This is a genomic window from Falsihalocynthiibacter sp. S25ZX9, from assembly GCF_041205405.1.
Taxonomy (GTDB): Bacteria; Pseudomonadota; Alphaproteobacteria; order Rhodobacterales; family Rhodobacteraceae; genus Falsihalocynthiibacter; species Falsihalocynthiibacter arcticus.
The window spans coordinates 104,686-122,853 of sequence record NZ_JBGFCD010000006.1 but is presented as its reverse complement, the minus strand read 5'-3'; the positions used below and the strand labels follow the sequence as shown (position 1 = coordinate 122,853).

The window sequence follows — 18,168 nt, the reverse complement described above, 5'->3', positions numbered from 1 at the left end:
TAGAACTATAACATGTTGAATTTTAACAGTTATCCCTAAAAACATACTTGCCACATGGGGCAGGGCGGTCTAGGGTTGGTCTATCCCGTCAGGACGACAGGAACCTAACATAACACGTGTGGTGCAAAGTGGAGCGCGTGGGGTGATGGAGGGTTCCGAGGGGTCGGAGCCCTCCTTTTTTATTTGAGGGCTGCAGCCATCAATCGATACACGATCTGGGCGGCAGTAAAATCCCAAGCAATTTCGCCATTTGGAGCAAGCTCTACCACGTCGATCCCCACACATTTCCGGCCTTTGAGGGCATGTTCAACCAGTTGTAGTGACTGGTAATAACTAAGTCCCCCAGGAACGGCGGTACCTGTGGCGGGCATCTGTGACGGGTCCAAACCATCCACGTCATAGGAAATATACACATGCTCGGGAAAATCTTCAGGCAGGTCGATCGCGTGGATATTGTTGGTAACAAGCTCTTCTGCATCGACGAAGAAAACTTTGTTCCGCGCCCGACTTTCAACTTCCTGTTCACACAGTGCGCGAACGCCGAATTGCGCCAGTTGAATGCCCTCTTCGCTTAGCAAATGCATTACGGACGCGTGCGAGTGTTTTTCCCCCTGATAGGCAATCCGCAGATCTGCGTGCGCATCGATTTGGATAATCCCTATTGGTTTCTTTAACGCACGCGCAACGCCCATGACGGCACCATAGGATAGTGAGTGTTCGCCTCCCAAAGTGACCGGAATTTTGCCATTCTGAACGGCAAATTCGGTGCGCTGTGTTAGGCGTTCCATGATTTTGGGCAAAGGGCCGCTGCAATCCACATCTGGTTCGGTAAAAATTCCTTCTGAACATGGGATAATCCCTAAGCAAAGCCGCTCCAATTCATTGCTCGCCTCGATGATGGCGGCGGGGCCGGCCTGCGTGCCCGCACCATAGGAAACCGTGCGCTCCAACGGCATCGGAATGACGCGAAATAGCGCCGTCTCATCGCGTTCGGAGGGGCTGAGTTCGCTCTCAAGAAAAATGCTCATGTTATGATAGCCTGTTGCGAAAATTGTCGTAAGAGAACTGCTTCACCATGGTCAATTCGTCGGTTTCGGAATTCCAAAGCGCAATCGACGGTAGGGCTACACCGTTGAAGGTGTTGGTTTTAACCATGGAATAATGGGCCTGATCCAAAAACGCGACCCGATCACCAATGGCAAGCGGAGTTGTGCGGCCATAGTCGCCAATAACATCCCCCGCGAGGCAAGAGGGGCCACCCAATCGATAGATGTGTCCGCGCGGATCTTCGTTAAGCATTGCAGGTCGATATGGCGCTTCGATCACGTCGGGCATGTGACATGTGGCCGAAATATCGGTAATCGCAAGCGCCATTCCGTTTGTGGGCAAGTCTAGAACTTCGCCGACAAGTATTCCCGCATCAAGGGCGACGGCCTCGCCTGGTTCCAAGTAGATGTCGAGACCCGTTTTCGCCCTCAAATCTCGTATAAATTGGATAAGCGACGTGCGATCATAGTCGCCCCGCGTGATATGGTGACCACCGCCGAAATTGAGCCATTTTAAGCGCGAAACATAAGGTAAAATCTGCGCCTCTACAGCCGACCATGTGCGTTCAAGAGGGGAGAACCCCTGTTCGCAAAGAGTATGAAAATGCAGTCCGTCCACCCCCTCTAGACATGCAGAAGTCAGTTGGGAAATTGGCATTCCCAAACGTGAATTTGGCGCACAGGGGTCGTATTTTGGAATTTCGCCCTCTGAGTGTTCCGGATTGATACGCAATCCAACCAAAACCTCTCGTGATAAGCCTCTAACCTGTGGCAGAAAGCGATCTTTCTGTGCCGCAGAATTGAAGATTATGTGGTCGGAAAGAGCGAGAATATCAGCGAACTCGCTCTCTTTGTAGCCCGCACAATAGGTCGCAACTTCGCCACCATATTCTTCACGCGCTAGGCGCGCCTCATAGAGGCCTGAGGCGCATGTCCCATGCAGATATTGACGGACCATCGGCGCCAAGGCGAACATCGAGAAGGCCTTGAGTGCCGACAGAATATGTGCGCCGGATTGATCCGCAACCTCAGCCAAAATCGCCAAATTGCGTGCGATGGCGATCTCATCCACCACGAAACACGGGCTGGGAACGCGTGACAAATCAAAATGCGAAAAGGCACCTGCGTCGCCAGCTTGTGTTTGCATGATTTGAGCCATGTTTAGAACTCCACAGGGCCGCTAAGTTCGTGAACTTCCCACGGGAGGCCTTGCTCGTTGAGCATGTCCATAAAGGCGTCTGGGTCCAACTGCTCTGTATTCCAAACGCCTGGCTCGCGCCAAATTCCCTTGAGAACCATAGCCGCGCCGATCATGGCTGGAACACCGGTCGTATAGGAAACCGCTTGGCTTCCAACTTCGGCGTAACACTCCTCGTGGTCGCAGATATTGTAGATATAATAGGTTTTTTCTACGCCATCTTTGAGGCCCGTTGCGATATCCCCGATACAGGTTTTGCCCTTGGTCAATTCGCCCAAATCGGACGGATCTGGCAACACGGATTTAAGGAATTGTAGCGGGATAATTTCTTGGCCGTTATGGATGATAGGCTCAATGGACGTCATGCCAATGCCCTCAAGAACGCGCACGTGATTGATATAGGCATCGCCGAACGTCATCCAAAACCGCGCCCGTTCGATTTCGGGGAAGTGGGTTTTCATGCTTTCGAGTTCCTCATGATACATGAGGTACATGTTTTTCTCGCCTACCTCTGGGAAATCAAAGGCAACTTTGTGGGTCATAGCGGGACTTGTCACCCAATCGCCATTTTCCCAGTGACGCGCGTCTGCGGTGACTTCGCGGATGTTGATCTCGGGGTTGAAATTGGTGGCAAACACCTTGCCATTATCGCCGCCGTTGCAATCAAGGACGTCGATTTGGCGAATGGCATCCAACTTGTGCTTTTTGAGCCAAGTCGCGAAAACGGAGGTTACCCCTGGATCAAAACCAGAGCCAAGAATGCAAGTTAGACCCGCAGCCTTGAACTTGTCCTGATAGGCCCACTGCCAATGGTACTCAAATTTGGCTTCGTCCTCTGGCTCATAGTTGGCGGTGTCCAGATAGTGAATTCCTGCCTCAAGACAGGCATCCATCAGCACCAAATCTTGATACGGAAGTGCAAGATTGACCAGCAATTCCGCGCCAGTTTCGCGGATCAAAGCCACAACGGCCGGAACATCCATTGCGTCCACTTGGGCCGTCTTGATCGTGACTCCTGTGCGGGATTTTACGCCAGCCGCGATCTCATCGCACTTGAAAAGGCGCCGTGAAGCCAAGGTGATCTCGGTGAAAATATCCGAATTCATTGCCATTTTATGCACAGCGGCGGACGAAACGCCGCCCGCGCCGATTACCAATGTTTTGCCCATGACGTCTCTCCTCGTCTCGTTGTTATTCATAGTAAGTATAGCCATTAATGCTGTCGCGGTAAGCCGCCAAAAGTGTTTTGCGGTCTTTGGGATTTAGGCGCTTGTGAGAAATCTCGTTGTCGATCCGTGCACGGAACGCATCGACACAATCGCGCGGGTCGTATTCGACATAGGACAGGACCTCGGCAATCGTGTCGCCTTCCTGTTCGTGCAAAAGGTCGAAACTTCCGTCGTCGCGCAGGTCGATTGTCGCCACATTGGTATCGCCAAATAGGTTGTGCAAATCGCCCAGAGTTTCCTGATAGGCCCCGACGTAAAAGACGCCAATGTAATAGGGTTTGCTTTCGTCCAGAGTATGAACGGGAAGCGAAGGCGAAATTCCGTCCGCAAGGATGAACTTGTCTATTTTTCCGTCGGAATCACACGTGATATCCGACAAAACCGCGCGTCTGTCGGGGGCAACATTGAGCATTTGTAGTGGCACCAAAGGATGAACTTGGTCGATTGCCCAAACATCAGGGAGCGATTGAAATAGCGAGAAATTACAGTGATAGATATCCGCCAACTGCTCCAAATGTGCATCGACATCTGGGGCCGTGCCCACTTCGGGCGCAAGACTTTTGATCTTGGACATGAGGTGGAGATAAATACGCTCTGCGCGCGCCATTTGGCGCAGGTCAATATATCCCCGCCGAAACAAGGCCCGCAATTCGTTGCGATAAAAGCTGGAATCATTAATGCACTCTTGAAGGCGTTGTGGCTCTAAATAGCCAGAAACCGCAGCAAGGTCGGAAACAAAGTGATGATCCTCAGCCGCAGGTACGGTTGGGTTGTGAGAGTCGTAAAGTGTGGCCTCAAGGACGTTAAAAATGAGCATCGACGAGGTCGCAACAACGGCCCGACCGCTCTCGGTAACAAGAATTGGGTGCGGGATTTTCGCTTCATCCAATGCATAGGACACGGTCTCAACAATGTTCGTGCAATATTCGTCGACCGAATAGTTGATCGAGTTTTCGTTGGTCGATTTCTCGCCCGTATAATCAACACCAAGTCCGCCGCCCAAATCGAGGTGTGTCAGGGGCGCTCCTTCGCGTGTGAGTTCCACGAAGTAACGGCATGCTTCGCCGGTAGCGCGACGCACGTCATTTACGTCCGGAATTTGACTGCCCAAATGGCTGTGCTGAAATTTGAGACAGTGAATGAGGCCCGCTTCTTTGAGGCTATCAACAACGTCAACAAGTTGGTCTGTGTGCATCCCGAAGGTCGAACGATCGCCGGAACTCTCTGCCCAATTCCCAGAAATTCGGTTGGAAAGTTTCACCCGAACGCCAAGTTGTGGCTCCTCGCCCAATTCTTTAACCACGGCAAGAACCGTCTGTAATTCCTTCGGGCTTTCCAAAACAATCACGGTGTTGAACCCGAGTTTACGCGACAAAATGGCAAGACGGATGAATTCCGCGTCTTTAACACCGTTGCAAACAATAAGCGCGTCGTGCGCCAAAGGTTGGGCGAGGGCGATCACCAATTCAGGCTTGGAGCCCGCTTCAAGGCCATGGGAGTATGGCTTGCCGAATTCAACAATCCGGCTGATAACCTGTGCTTGCTGGTTCACTTTGACGGGGAAAACCGCACGATATTCGTTTTTATATCCAGCACGTTTGATCGCGGAGGCAAAACTTTCGTTGAGTGCGCGGATACTGCTTTCCAGAAACGAGCTTACACGCAACAAAAGGGGTGCATGAACGCCGCGTTCTTCGAGGTCCTGCAAAATCACAGGTAAACTCACCATAGGCGCGTTTGGCTTGAGGGGGTTGCGAAGCCCAAGATCGCCATTGGGAAGCACGCCAACTAGGTCCTTACCCCAGCGTTCGATCGCATAAACAGAATTTGCGGCAGTGTTGTCATGGGTCAAGGCAGTGTCCAATTCCGTCAGAGTTCCAGTTTCTTCGCTCAATATAACCTTAATTTCGTATTGCAATCGGAAAACTTCGCAAACCTCAAAAAGGCACTCCAGCCATCTCGCAGATGATAGTCCATTCAGCCTCTGTTACGGGTTGAACCGAGAGACGCGTATTCTTGACCAAAGCCATGTTTTCAAGGCGCGGGTCCGCTTTGCACGTGGCGAGGGTAACAGGTTTTACTACAGGTCTCACGGCGCGAATATCCACACATTCCCAGCGCGGATCGTCGGTTGTGCTGTCTGGATGCGCGAGGGCACAGACCTCAACGATGCCGACAACGGCCTTTTCCTTGAGGGAGTGATAAAAGAAACCCAAATCGCCAATTTCCATCAGACGCATATTGTTGCGCGCCTGATAATTGCGCACTCCGTTCCATTCCTCGCCCACACCGCCTTTGGCGACCTGATCGTCCCAACTCCACGCATTAGGCTCTGATTTGAACAGCCAATACGCCATTAGCCAATGACCCGATTCCAAAGCTGCAGGTCAACAGATTGAAACAGGCCCGCCTTGGCATAGGGGTCTTGGTCGGCCCATGCTTGAGCGTCTGCGATGGTTTCAACATTCAGGATAACAAGCGAGCCGCACATGTCGCCATTTTCGTCCAGAAATGGACCTGCTTGGGCGACACCGGTGGACTTAAGATAGGCCACGTGCGCGTTTCTGTTGGCTTTGCGTACGTCGAGGGAGCCAAGTTTATCCTTGGCGATTAGGGCTACGAACATGTTATTCCTCCTTTAAAGGGCGCGCGATGAGGGCTTCCATCGCTTGGGAAACTGTTAGACGTTGAGCCAAAATTGCGGCCACGGCATTTGTGATGGGCATATCGATACCATGTTTTTTGGCCAGATTAGAGACAGCTTCGGCGGTTTTTGCGCCCTCAACCGTCAATCCGGAATCAAATTCCGTTTTTGCGCCGAGTGCAAACCCAAAACTAAAATTCCGACTTCTTGCGGATGTGCAGGTAAGCGCCAAATCCCCGAAGCCAGAAAGGCCAGCGAGGGTTTGCGGCTTGGCACCGAGGGCAATTGCGAGGCGTTGGATTTCGGCATACCCCCGAGTCATAACGGCGGCGCGGGCGCTTTCCCCGAAACCGGCCCCAATGGCCGCGCCACTCGCAATGGCAATAACGTTTTTAAGGGCTCCACCGAGTTCAGCGCCAACCGTATCGGTTGTCCAATAGAGCCGCAGGGCGGGTGTCGAAAGCATTTCCTGTAGCGGTTCCAAACAGGTTTTGGGGCCAGCCAATGTGAGGGCGGTCGGGAGGCCCGCGGCGATATCTACGGCAAAACTGGGCCCCGTCAAAATACAGGCCTGAGCTGATGGGATTGTTGACGCAATGGTTTGCACCGGACCTAAACCCGTTGCGAGGTCTACGCCCTTGCAGCATGCAACCAGCGTTTTTCCATCCAACAATGTCGCATGCGAATGAAGGAAGGCGGCGAGTTTTTGGGTTGGGATGACGAGAAGAATGGTGTCCGCTTGGCATGCCGCCTCTAGGTCGGATGACACGGTCAAGGTTTTGGGAAAACGGGCCTTCGGAAGGCGCGCGGCGTTCATCCGTGTCGTTTGCATTGTCTTCACTGCGATTTCATCACGCGCCCACAGCGTAACGTCGGTGCGCGCATTGGACAATGTAATCGCTAACGCTGTGCCAAAGGCGCCAGCACCTAAAACAGAAATACTCACGCTTTGGCCCCTTTCTTGCCAGACCCAAGCATTGAACCACTTTTGGTGTCGAGTGGCCATCGAGGGCGAGCGGCGAGGGTCATATCATCCTCGTGACCTGCCCGAAATCTCTCAAGCCCAGTCCAAGCGATCATCGCGGCGTTATCCGTGCATAGGGCAAGCGGAGGCGCGATGAAACGCGCACCGTTTTCCGCAGAAACAGTCTCTAATGCAGCTCGAATTTCCATATTGGCCGAAACGCCTCCCGCAACAGCAAAGGCCGGCAAACTTGGGTTTTCAGACAAGTAAACTGCAAGGGCACGGCGTGTTTTCTCTATCAACACCGCCGTGACCGCCTGTTGAAAACCCGCGCTCAGGTCGGCTTGATCTTTCTTGGTAAGCCCGCCCTTGTCGGAAACCACGGAATCACGGGCGCGGAGAACTGCCGTTTTTAACCCAGAGAACGACATGTCGCATCCCGGTCGATCAAGAAGCGGGCGTGGAAAACGAAAACGCGCCGGATCACCGGAAAGCGCACATTTCTCGATGTTCGGACCACCAGGTTGCGGTAGTGCCAAAATCCGCGCGATTTTGTCAAAGGCCTCACCAGGAGCGTCGTCGATGGTGCCCCCTAGGCGGGTAAATTCGTTTTCGCTGCGAACAATCAAAAATTGGCAGTGCCCTCCCGAGACCAGCAGCATGAGATAGGGGAAATCGAGGGAATCCGTCAGGCGGGGGGTCAAGGCGTGCCCCGCAAGATGGTTGACGCCAATCAGCGGCAAGCCCGCTGCTACTGCGATTCCTTTGGCGCACATGACGCCCGAAATGACACCGCCAATGAGACCGGGGCCGGATGTTACGGCAATTGCGTCAAGGTCAGAAAAGCTGAGACCTGCAAGGCTCATGACATCTTGGACGCAGTAATCGAGCTTTTCTACATGCGCACGTGCGGCGATCTCGGGGACCACACCACCAAAATCCTTGTGAAGGTCGGCCTGTCCGACCACTACTTGCGACAAAATCTGTGGGGCGCTGCCAACTTCGTGGCGTACAATTGCCGCGGCGGTATCATCGCAGCTGCTTTCGATTCCCAGCACTGTGAGTTGCTTTGGCATTGGCGCTCCTTTCTATTCGCAGGTAACATTCCCGCTCAATCTAAACAATCCAGTAGTTCGTCAATGATTTCAAAACATCCAGCCCTATTACTTACACGTCCGATCCGAGCTGCCCAAGACTTTGCTAACAGGCTAAATCTTGGACCTGAAGAGGACGTGACTTACTCACCTCTTATTGAGATCGAATATTTGCAGTATGATGTGGGGTTTGAAGCTGCGATTTTTTCATCCCGAAACGGAGTCATTGGAGCAGGGGCCGGCGCTGGAAGGCCCGCATATTGCGTCGGCGACATCACGGCAGAATTCGCGAGAAAGGCTGGCTTTGACGTGCGAGAGGTCGGCGAAACAGCCTCCGCTCTCGTGCAAAAAATAGTCTCTAACCGGCCAGAAATGGAGCTCGTTCACCTACACGGCGCGTTTACGCGTGGCGATGTTGCTGGTCGATTAAAATCTGCCGGGGTCAGGTGTTTAGAGCAAGTTGTGTACATGCAAAATGCGTTGCCGTTGACGCAAAAGGCGCAATCCATTTTAAAAGGGGAAAATATTGTGGTGGCTCCGCTGTTTTCGCCACGAACGGCCGAGTTGTTTTCTGAACAAATTCAAAACCTCGCTCTTCCTCTTGCGCGCACTCATAAAATAAAGATCGTTGCGCTGAGTCAAAATGTAGCCAGCCAACTTCCAACACCTTTTCGCAAAAATATTGTTGTACCTCGGCTACCAACCGGAGATATGATGCTTCAAATTGTAGCGCGATATTTCTGCGATTGAACCTCGCAACGCGCGCGTCGACCTAACTTGATTGTGATATGCGTCACGGATGGCTATTGTTAATGTGACGCTAGAAAGGGACTTTTCGTGACCAATAAGACTTCTCCCGAAAACGCACAAATTGAAGAAACGAACGCGGAATCTGAACCTGTTGTCGAAACGGTCGATATTGAAACGGTCGAAGTTGAAGCGCAGGATGAGGCTGTCATTCCAGATATCGAGCCAGATGAAGACGTGGCATCGGAAAAGCCGGATGCCGACGAGCATATCGAGCCAGTCGCCAAAAAAAGGGCAGGGGTTCCCGCGTTTATTGGTGGCGCGGTTGCTGCAATACTTGGGTTTGGTGTTGCACAATTCGTGCCCGAAGGGTGGCCTGTTGCAGGCATAGATACTAGTGAAATGGACGCCAAGATTGCATCCCAATCAAACGAAATAGTTGAACTCAGACGAATGATTGAGACACAAGCGAGCGCGTTGGGAAGCAAAGTCGATAGCGCGGAATACACCACTGAACTGACGGCGCTTTCTCAAGAAAGCAAGCAGGATGTTGTAGGCGTAAATGCTGAACTTGATGCATTGAGTGCGAGTGTCGAACAGCTTTCGGTGAGGTTAACCGACCTTGAGAAACGCCCGATTTCTAGCAATGATGCATCTGATGCTGCGGTAGCTGCTTACGAGCGGGAATTGACAGCTATGCGTGAAACATTGGCGGCGCAAAAATCCCAGATTGAAACCGTTGCCAAAGAGGCGGAAGCCAAGATATCTATGGCCACAAGCCAAGCCGAAGAGCTTCAGGCTGGGGCAACTGCGATCGCTAATGCGGCTCTATTAAGGGCTGGAATGTCCAATATTAATTCGGCGATTGAAGGCGGTAACTCTTTTGACGCCGCTTTGGCTGATATTACAAAAGCAACCGGAAAAGAAGCATCCGCTCAATTGCAAGCCGCTTCGATTTCCGGCGTGGCGACCGTGGCGGACCTGAGGAGAGCGTTCCCATCTGCGGCACGCGCCGCTATTGCTGCAGTTGCGTATGAAACGACGGACGAAAGTGCGATTGACCGATTGGGCGCCTTTTTGCGCAGTCAAACTGGAGCGAGATCATTGGAACCGCGTGCCGGCGATGATCCTGATGCCATCCTTTCTAGGGCCGAGGCTGCAGTTGGGGATGCAAACCTCCAAGAGGCGCTTTCAGAAATTGCGTCCCTCCCTTCAGCGAGCCAAGAAGCAATGGCGGATTGGGTGAAGTCCGCAACTTACCGATTAGAGACACAAGCCGCCATCCAAACCTTCGTTTCCTCAATTTCAGAAAATTAAGAGAGCCCTCATGATTTGGTCACTAGTTAAAATTCTATCTTTTGTGGTTCTTATTGCTGCGCTCGCGCTGGGCGCTGGAATATTAGCTGAGTCGAACGAGGGAATTCGGATTGCGGTCGCAAACACTGAATTTACGTTGCAGCCGTTGCAGGCGGCAATCGTTTTGGCAGCTCTCCTTGTTTTGGTGTGGCTCCTGATCAAAATCGTAGGACTTATTGTGGCCGTCATACGTTTCCTGAGTGGCGACGAAACCGCGATTTCGCGGTACTTCGATCGCAACCGTGAGCGTAAGGGATATGAGGCACTGGCGCAGGGAATGATGGCGCTTTCGTCGGGTGAAAGTCGCGTTGCGATGGCGAAGGCAGCACGTGCTGACAAGTATCTAAACCGGCCCGAATTGACGAATCTATTGACGGCGCAGGCCGCTGAAATCTCTGGTGATACTCAAAAAGCTGAGGAAGTTTACAGGCGGTTGCTTACTGACGAGCGCACGCGTTTCGTTGGCGTGCGTGGGATAATGAAACAGAAACTTGCACAGGGAGATACAGTCACAGCGTTGGCCCTTGCGGAAAAAGCTTTTGCCTTAAAACCACGACACACAGAAACCCAGAACACGTTGTTGCAGCTTCAGACCGAAAAGCACGACTGGCAAGGCGCGCGCCGCACCCTTAAATCTCAGCTCAAGACAGGGGCGATTCCAAGAGATGTTTATAAGCGACGCGACGCTGTATTAGCGTTGTCCGAAGTCAGTATCCTTTTGGATGAAAAGTCAACGATCGAGGCACGTGAAGCCGCGATTGCCACACAAAAACAATCTCCCGACTTAATCCCGGCGTCAGTTTTAGCCGCGGATGTCTATATGGAGCAGGGCAAACCAAAGCTTGCCGCGCGGTTGTTGAAAAAAGCGTGGGCTGCTCAACCCCATCCCGATTTGGCGGCAGCCTTTGCTCGAATTGATCCAAACGAAGATGCAAAAGCGCGGTTGAAGCGATTTGAGGCCCTCACCACACAGCGCACAGGCCACCCCGAGACGATAATGCTTTTGGCGGAACTCCTTATTTCTGCGGAAGACTTTCCCACGGCGCGGAGAAAAATGGGGACATTGGCAGAAACTTCACCGTCCTCCCGTAGTTTGGCATTGATGGCGGCGATTGAACGGGGTGAAGGCGCGGACGATGCGACTGTTCGGGGATGGCTTGCAAAAGCAGTTACCGCCCCCCGAAGCGAGGCATGGGTTTGCGATAACTGTGGGCAAGTGCACGGTGTTTGGGTGCCAGTTTGTACCAAATGCAATAGCATTGATACATTGAGTTGGAAAACGCCATCGGAACCCGAAAGTGAATCAACAAATTCTGCTTCAATGCTGGCGCTCATTACCGAGAGTATTCGTAACGACGACTTGGATGCAGAGGAAGACGTTCAGGATGCGGAAATAGTCCCAGATGAACCAAAGACCTTTGATTAGAGACTGTTTAGAGATTGCACCGCCGCGCGAGCAATCACATATTCTTCGTCTGTTGGGATCGTCAATACTTGAACGGGTCCTGTACCGATCTGCGAAGAATTTCGGGCGTTTCTAATGGGGTCTACGAAGAGGCCGAGATAACCAAGACCGCTGGTTATACGTTGCCTAAGAACGGCGGAGTTTTCTCCAACACCTCCGCAAAAAACAAAGGCATCAAGACCCTCAAGAACTGCGGTTAAAGCCCCAATTTCCCGTCGGGCACGGAATACATAATAATCCAACGCTTCCTTGGCTGCCGACGCATCAGACGCCAGTAGCTTACGCATATCACCGGAAATTCCGGACAAACCTTTCATACCACTTTGATGGTACAAAAGATGCGTAACCTCCTGTGGGGTCATTCCTCTTTGCTCAATGAGGTGGAGAATTACTCCGGGATCAATTTGTCCGCAGCGGGTTCCCATCGGTAGGCCATCAAGAGCCGAGAAGCCCATCGAAGACGCGCGGCTTTTTCCGTTTTTGATCGCACACATAGACGCACCGTTCCCTAGGTGAGCGATAATGATCCGCTTGTCTTTGAGGTCTGGATAGCGACGCATGAGTTCTTCGGTTACAAATTCATAGCTCAACCCGTGAAATCCGTAACGGCGAATACCTTGATCATAGAACTCTCGGGGCAGCGCGAAAGTGTCATTTACCCACGGGTGCTCGCGGTGAAAGGCGGTGTCAAAGCAACCGATTTGAATCGCAGACGGAAAGGCGATTTGCGCGACTCGTACACCCGCGAGATTGAATGGTTGGTGGAGTGGCGCAAGGGGAGTCAGGTCGCCCAGTGCTTCCATTGTTTCGGGTGTGAGGATTTCGGGAGCACCAAATCGGGTACCACCATGTACGATCCGATGGCCGACAGCGACAATATCCAGTTTCGCGAAATCGCTGGATAGTCCCGACAGAACTGCGTCCAAGGCACTTTGTGGTGTCGCCGCTTGGACGGGAGTATTGGTCTTCTTGCCACCTCGATTGAGGATAAGTTCAGCGGCACCTGCAATATTGTCGACCATGCCGAACAAAATGAGTTTAGGCTCTTTTAGGGCGCGATAGAGACTGAACTTCAGTGTGGATGATCCAGCATTGAGCGTAAGAACCGCCTTCATTTGAACTGAGAAGCTCTATAAAGGGACGCGAGCGCCGAGGAGGCAATACGGCTGCGGATTCCGTCAGCGCGGCTGGTTAAAATTATGGGGACGCGTGCGCCCAAAACCAGTCCCGCTGATTCCGCACCCGCAAGATACGTAAGCTGCTTGGCGATCATATTTCCGGATTCTAGGTCTGGGGCGACAAGAATATCCGCGTGGCCGGCGACATCGGAAATGATCCCTTTCGCCTTGGCAGCTTGGAGTGAAATAGCGTTGTCAAATGCCAGAGGGCCATCGACGATGCCACCTATTATCTGGCCACGCTCCGCCATTTTACAAAGCGCTGCAGCTTCAATTGTTGATGGTATGCGCGGATTAACCGTTTCGACGGCTGACAAAATGGCAACTTTAGGGACCGATATTCCAATCGCTATCCCAAGATCTATCGCATTTTGCACAATGTCGGCCTTGGTCAATAAGTCGGGCGCGATATTGATTGCAGCGTCGGTGATAAGGAGTGGTTTGGGATAAGCTGGCACGTCCATAAAGAATACATGGGTCATACGGCGCTCTGTTCGCAAACCCTCCGTTTTGTCCAATACGGCGGTCATTATTTCGTCAGTGTGTAGCGCACCCTTCATCAAGGCCTGAGCATTTGCTTCGCGGACAAGGCGAACCGCACGCTCGGCCGAATCGTGACTATGCTCGGAGTCAACAATTCTAACCCCGTCCAACGAAAGACCTTCTTGATCGGCCACGCTCCGAATTCGCTTCTCTGGGCCAACTAGAATGGGCACAATGAGCTTAAGATCCCACGCTTTAAGGGCTCCAGCTAAGGACAGCGCATCACAAGGATGGATTACGGCGGTCACGACGGGATCAAAGGATTTTGCTTTTTCCAGCAAATGGTCAAGATCGGCACCAGCCCGCTGTAAGGGGAATTCCTGAATGTTCATACTTAGCCCTCAATTGCCCATGTTTGAGCGTAACAATACGTGTCTTACGCTGGGTTTTCGTGCGTTTCTTGTCACGAAAACCAAATCCCATCCACCCAATATTTGGTAACAGTATAGCCGATAGTTCAGGTCGCAAGGCAAGAAATTGGCTAGTTGGGCAACAGAATTGAACCGTGTTCTTGCGAGGGTTGAATTCAGTGTGTGTCTTTTCTGAACCTCTGATAGACCAAGCGTACGAAAATATGAGTTTTAAAGTTAGGAATTGACGTGAAGATTTGTGTAGCTGGGATTGGGTATGTGGGCTTGTCAAATGCGGTCTTATTGGCACAAAATAACGACGTGATCGCTGTGGATTTGGACATATCACGCGTGGAGGCGGTGAACGCGCGCCGAAGCCCAGTTGAAGACGCGGAACTTCAGGAATTTTTGAGCAATAAGCAACTTTCACTGTTGGCAACAGACAATCGGAATCGCGCCTATAGTGATGCCGACTATGTCATTGTTGCGACGCCAACCAATTACGATCCCTCGACAAATTTCTTTGATACATCCACAGTTGAGGCGGTTATCAAGGAAGTCATTTCCGTGAACACCACGGCAACCATTGTTGTAAAATCAACGATACCAGTGGGTTTTACAAAGAGAATTTCAGCCAAGTTAGAGACTAATCAAGTTGTTTTTAGCCCCGAATTCCTACGGGAAGGTAGTGCGCTTTATGATAACCTTTACCCCAGCCGAATTGTTGTCGGTGAAAAGAGCGAACGGGCAAAGATATTCGCTGATCTGCTGAAGGAAGGCGCTATAAAAGAGGACATCGAGACCCTTTTTACCGGCGCATCCGAAGCAGAAGCGATCAAACTTTTTGCTAATACGTTTTTGGCGATGCGCGTTGCCTATTTTAACGAATTGGACAGTTACGCCTTGGCTTCGGGAATGGATGCACGTCAGATTATTGAAGGTGTTGGCTTGGATCCACGCATTGGCAGCCATTACAACAACCCGTCGTTTGGATATGGCGGGTATTGCCTACCCAAAGACAGCAAGCAATTGTTGGCAAACTATTCGGAAGTTCCGCAAAACTTGATTCGTGCCATTGTGGATGCGAACCGCACCCGCAAAGATTTTGTCGCCGATCAAATCATCGCACGTGGCCCTAAAGTTGTCGGTATATATCGCCTTGTTATGAAAACAGGCTCAGACAATTTTCGCCAAAGTTCGATTCAAGGGATCATGAAGCGGATTAAGGCCAAGGGTATCGACGTAATTGTCTATGAACCCGCTTTGCATGAAAATGAATTTTTCCATTCCAAGGTTTTCTCGGACTTTGAGGAATTCAAAAGATGTTCCGATGTGATCGTGGCAAATCGAACATCCAGCGAGCTTCTTAGCGTCGCTGACAAAGTGTTTACGCGTGATCTTTTTGGCTCTGATTAGGATCTATTCTGTGGAATACGGCTAGTATTCGACAATCCAAGGCGGGGTTCGGCCCTGAATCACGTGGTTATAATGCTTTATCGCATCTTCAATACCGTCGTAGTAAAAAAGGCGGCCTTTCTCTAGGACCGCACCAGCCGAACACAATTTCCTTATCATCGGCAGGGAGTGAGACACAACAATTGCGCCGCTTGTCTTCATGCGTTCCTGAAAAAGCGCGGAACTTTTTGTTTGAAACGCCGCGTCGCCAACAGATGTGACCTCATCCACGAGGTAGGTATCGAATTTGATTCCCATCGACACGCCAAATGCTAAACGCGACCGCATTCCCGAGGAATAGGTTCGAAACGGTAGGTCGAAATGCACGCCCAATTCGGCGAAATCCTTAACAAATTCGGTCAATTTTTCCGTATCCACGCCGTAAATACGGGCAACGAACCGTGCATTTTGAGACCCTGTGAGTTCCGGATGAAAACTTCCTGCAAAACCAACCGGATAGGAAATTGACCCCGTTGAACTTATCGAACCCAAGGTTGGCCGTTGCGTGCCAGAAATCATTTGCAGCAACGTGGATTTGCCTGCTCCATTTCGCCCCAAAAGCCCAATCGAAACACCAGACGGGAAGACCGCGTTAATGTTTTGCGCAACAACTTTAGACTTTCCATTAAGAAAGAAAGTCTTGCTGAGATTCGAAAGCTGAATCATAGAATTACCGGCGATCTCGGATGGAATATAGGACCAGCGTTAGAATTGCCCAGATCATGAATAAAAACAGGGCTGCTAGACCTAACAGTAGCTCGCGCTTTGGATGAAGGGCTGTTTCTGCCAAGGTTGGTTTCACATAGGCAGCCAAATACCGGCTCTGACGGCTGGCCTCGGCCAAAGCAAAATCATAGGCCTGCAAGGCGGCAAGATAGGATTTCTCGGCAAACTCACGATCAACAATCAGGCTTTCAAATTCGCCGATCATTGTGGAAAAATCTTCGCCACCTTGGCCGGTTGGATTGGACCCAAACTTCCGCCGCTCATCATTGATCCGCGCATGAATAACGTCGATTTTTCGCTGAGCGAGGGTGATCCTAGGGTCGGTTTTCGACGCAATGTCACTGAGCAAATCAAGTTCGATAAGCGCGTCCGAAAGCCGTTGTTGAAGGGCATTCATTAAGCCCGTTTGCACCACGATTTCCGTTTCCGGATCGGCGATTTGATTTTGCAGCCTAAATTGGGTCATTTTCTCCCGTGCGATTTTCAGGCGCGCGATGGATTTGTCCAGCTCTTCGCGGGCGTAACGCGTTGTGTCTTCTCTGGCAATCGCGCTAAGCGCGTTAATCATTCGCGAGTTTTCCTCAAAAATCGCCCGTGCGATATTTTGGGCGTCTTGCGGAGTAAAGGCCCGAACTTGGAGTTCAATAAGTTGTGTGCCGGTATCGTAGTTTACGCGGATCATGCGTTGCCAATACTTCACCAGATCTTCTATTGAACCTTCCGGATCAAACGAGAAAATCGGATCGGTTTCGGGAATAGAGAATAGCTTTCGTAGGTCGAGTTGTGCGTCAATGGTTTGGACCATGATTTGGCTCTGGATGAATTCATAGAGAATATCCGCGTCGCGGGAGCCCGATCCGGAGAGACTACCCAAGCCACCCAATATATCCAGTGGCGATTGCGCTTCTTCTGTTCGAACCGAAAACCCAACGGTTGATACGAACTGATCTTCTGCACGTTGATAAAGGTAAGCAGCCCAGAGGCCCACTGGCACAACAACAATAAGGGCGAAAAGGACAGCGATAAGCCCATGCCGCCGCTCTAGTTTGGCTCTGTTTGCTGGCGGCGCTATGGTAACCACGGTTGGCTTTGGTGTTGCCGCCGCTGGTTTGGGAGCGGCAGGATTTGCCTTGGGTTGTGCTGGAGTCGTAGGGCGAATGAGGCTCGTCCCTTGATTCGGGTTTGCATTCTTGGGGGCCGCCGGCTGAGCAACGGGACCGGATCCCGGATTTACCTTCTGTGTCGACACTGGATTCCCCATCTGATCATTTGCCTATTGATAACACTTCCTTCATATCTATTAAAAGGGAAACCATAGAACAAAAAAGGGTGGATCGGTGGCATTCTTCGCGAAAGGCCTGCATGCGAGAAGGCACAAGACGGCCCGTACGGTTGGCGCATTGTTGCTTCGAGAAATGGCGACCAGCTATGGCCGATCGCCAGGGGGATATGCTTGGGCGATCCTTGAACCCGTCGCGGGTATTGCCCTGTTGTCGATCGTCTTCTCCGCGGCATTTCGCGCTCCCCCCCTCGGGACGAGCTTCCCCCTTTTCTATGCGTCCGGTTTTTTGCCTTTTGTTTTCTATCTCGGCCTCTCATCAAAGGTTGCGGCCTCGATTCAGTTTTCTAAATCCCTTTTGAGCTATCCGGCGGTTACCTATTTTGATGCCATACTCGCACGTTTCTTGCTCACGAGTTTGACCCATATAATGGTATTTGCCCTCGTGATATGGGGCATTATTTGGTTTGGCGATATGCGACCAATTCTCGATCCCTTTCATATAATCAACGCGATGTGCATGGCGGCAGCCTTGGGGCTTGGGGTTGGAACATTAAACTGTTTTCTTATGTCGATGTTTCCAATCTGGGGGCAAGCTTGGGCCATTGTAAACAAGCCCCTTCTCATCATTTCTGGGGTATTGTTTCTTTTTGACTCAATTCCTCGTCCGTTTAATGAGTTTTTGGTATTTAACCCCCTTGTTCATGTAGTGGGAGAAATGCGGCGCGGCTTTTACACGAATTATCAGGGCAGTTATATCGAGCCTCTTTACGTCTATTTGGGGTCATTCGCGGCTTTTGGCATTGGGCTTCTCTTGCTCAACCGTTACAACCGCACTATTCTCAATGACTGATGAAAAATCTGAATTTTTCACCATCGCAAATTTTCGGGACG

General features: G+C 51.4%; 17 protein-coding genes. 5 read left to right on the top strand and 12 right to left on the bottom strand.

The genetic code is table 11. From position 1 onward, the window contains the following. Positions 1-179: 179 nt before the first annotated feature. The 8 genes from speB to tsaD are packed head-to-tail and all read right to left on the bottom strand — an operon-like array spanning position 180 to position 8,157. Positions 180-1,028 carry an agmatinase gene (gene speB / locus AB9F29_RS08865; protein WP_369755374.1) on the bottom strand — a complete coding sequence of 283 codons (849 nt, stop codon included), beginning with the start codon at positions 1,026-1,028 and terminating at the stop codon, positions 180-182. A 1-nt stretch (position 1,029) separates the two neighbouring features. After that, on the bottom strand, positions 1,030-2,205 hold the full coding sequence (nspC, locus tag AB9F29_RS08860; RefSeq protein WP_369755373.1) for a carboxynorspermidine decarboxylase: 1,176 nt from the start codon (positions 2,203-2,205) through the stop codon (positions 1,030-1,032). A gap of 2 nt (positions 2,206-2,207) precedes the next feature. Continuing rightward, complete coding sequence (locus AB9F29_RS08855) at positions 2,208-3,413, bottom strand: saccharopine dehydrogenase family protein (RefSeq protein ID WP_369755372.1); 1,206 nt, start codon at positions 3,411-3,413, stop codon at positions 2,208-2,210. Between the two features lie 22 nt (positions 3,414-3,435). Beyond that, positions 3,436-5,367 (bottom strand): biosynthetic arginine decarboxylase, encoded by a 1,932-nt coding sequence (gene speA, locus AB9F29_RS08850; protein ID WP_369755371.1) that lies wholly within the window; start codon positions 5,365-5,367, stop codon positions 3,436-3,438. 43 nt (positions 5,368-5,410) lie between these two features. Then, positions 5,411-5,830: an EVE domain-containing protein gene (locus tag AB9F29_RS08845; RefSeq protein ID WP_369755370.1), complete on the bottom strand. Its 420-nt coding sequence runs from the start codon at positions 5,828-5,830 to the stop codon at positions 5,411-5,413. Continuing rightward, positions 5,830-6,099 (bottom strand): YciI family protein, encoded by a 270-nt coding sequence (locus tag AB9F29_RS08840; protein ID WP_369755369.1) that lies wholly within the window; start codon positions 6,097-6,099, stop codon positions 5,830-5,832. Before AB9F29_RS08840 ends, AB9F29_RS08845 begins: the two co-directional genes overlap by 1 nt. A 1-nt stretch (position 6,100) precedes the next feature. Continuing rightward, a complete protein-coding gene (locus AB9F29_RS08835; protein ID WP_369755368.1) occupies positions 6,101-7,063 on the bottom strand; it encodes an NAD(P)H-dependent glycerol-3-phosphate dehydrogenase in 963 nt (320 codons plus the stop codon). After that, the gene (tsaD, locus tag AB9F29_RS08830; protein WP_369755367.1) at positions 7,060-8,157 is read right to left on the bottom strand and encodes a tRNA (adenosine(37)-N6)-threonylcarbamoyltransferase complex transferase subunit TsaD; all 1,098 of its coding nucleotides are present in this window, start codon (positions 8,155-8,157) and stop codon (positions 7,060-7,062) included. The genes AB9F29_RS08835 and tsaD overlap by 4 nt, the downstream gene beginning before the upstream one ends. A 63-nt stretch (positions 8,158-8,220) precedes the next feature. Here tsaD and AB9F29_RS08825 point away from each other — a divergent pair, with 63 nt between their 5' ends. The 3 genes from AB9F29_RS08825 to AB9F29_RS08815 all read left to right on the top strand — a co-directional run bounded on the left by AB9F29_RS08825 (position 8,221) and on the right by AB9F29_RS08815 (position 11,704). After that, a complete protein-coding gene (locus AB9F29_RS08825; RefSeq protein ID WP_369755366.1) occupies positions 8,221-8,925 on the top strand; it encodes a uroporphyrinogen-III synthase in 705 nt (234 codons plus the stop codon). Positions 8,926-9,012: 87 nt separating this feature from the next. Further along, positions 9,013-10,239 carry a COG4223 family protein gene (locus AB9F29_RS08820; RefSeq protein ID WP_369755365.1) on the top strand — a complete coding sequence of 409 codons (1,227 nt, stop codon included), beginning with the start codon at positions 9,013-9,015 and terminating at the stop codon, positions 10,237-10,239. Positions 10,240-10,249: 10 nt separating this feature from the next. Further along, a complete protein-coding gene (locus AB9F29_RS08815) occupies positions 10,250-11,704 on the top strand; it encodes a heme biosynthesis protein HemY (protein WP_369755364.1) in 1,455 nt (484 codons plus the stop codon). Here AB9F29_RS08815 and AB9F29_RS08810 read toward each other — a convergent pair. Continuing rightward, the gene (locus AB9F29_RS08810) at positions 11,701-12,858 is read right to left on the bottom strand and encodes an acetate/propionate family kinase (RefSeq protein ID WP_369755363.1); all 1,158 of its coding nucleotides are present in this window, start codon (positions 12,856-12,858) and stop codon (positions 11,701-11,703) included. The genes AB9F29_RS08815 and AB9F29_RS08810 overlap by 4 nt on opposite strands. Next, complete coding sequence (locus tag AB9F29_RS08805; protein WP_369755362.1) at positions 12,855-13,796, bottom strand: bifunctional enoyl-CoA hydratase/phosphate acetyltransferase; 942 nt, start codon at positions 13,794-13,796, stop codon at positions 12,855-12,857. The genes AB9F29_RS08810 and AB9F29_RS08805 overlap by 4 nt, the downstream gene beginning before the upstream one ends. Positions 13,797-14,063: 267 nt before the next feature. On the opposite strand from AB9F29_RS08805, the gene AB9F29_RS08800 reads away from it, so the two are divergent. Continuing rightward, complete coding sequence (locus tag AB9F29_RS08800; protein WP_369755361.1) at positions 14,064-15,230, top strand: nucleotide sugar dehydrogenase; 1,167 nt, start codon at positions 14,064-14,066, stop codon at positions 15,228-15,230. 21 nt (positions 15,231-15,251) lie between these two features. On the opposite strand, the gene AB9F29_RS08795 is transcribed toward AB9F29_RS08800, so the two are convergent. Together AB9F29_RS08795 and AB9F29_RS08790 are read right to left on the bottom strand one after the other, a co-directional pair. Beyond that, complete coding sequence (locus AB9F29_RS08795; RefSeq protein ID WP_369755360.1) at positions 15,252-15,935, bottom strand: ABC transporter ATP-binding protein; 684 nt, start codon at positions 15,933-15,935, stop codon at positions 15,252-15,254. A gap of 4 nt (positions 15,936-15,939) precedes the next feature. After that, positions 15,940-17,244 carry a hypothetical protein gene (locus AB9F29_RS08790; RefSeq protein ID WP_369755359.1) on the bottom strand — a complete coding sequence of 435 codons (1,305 nt, stop codon included), beginning with the start codon at positions 17,242-17,244 and terminating at the stop codon, positions 15,940-15,942. An 88-nt stretch (positions 17,245-17,332) separates the two neighbouring features. On the opposite strand from AB9F29_RS08790, the gene AB9F29_RS08785 reads away from it, so the two are divergent. Further along, positions 17,333-18,127, top strand: a complete 795-nt coding sequence (locus AB9F29_RS08785) for an ABC transporter permease (protein ID WP_335583969.1) — start codon at positions 17,333-17,335, stop codon at positions 18,125-18,127. The last annotated feature ends 41 nt before the right edge of the window (positions 18,128-18,168 follow it).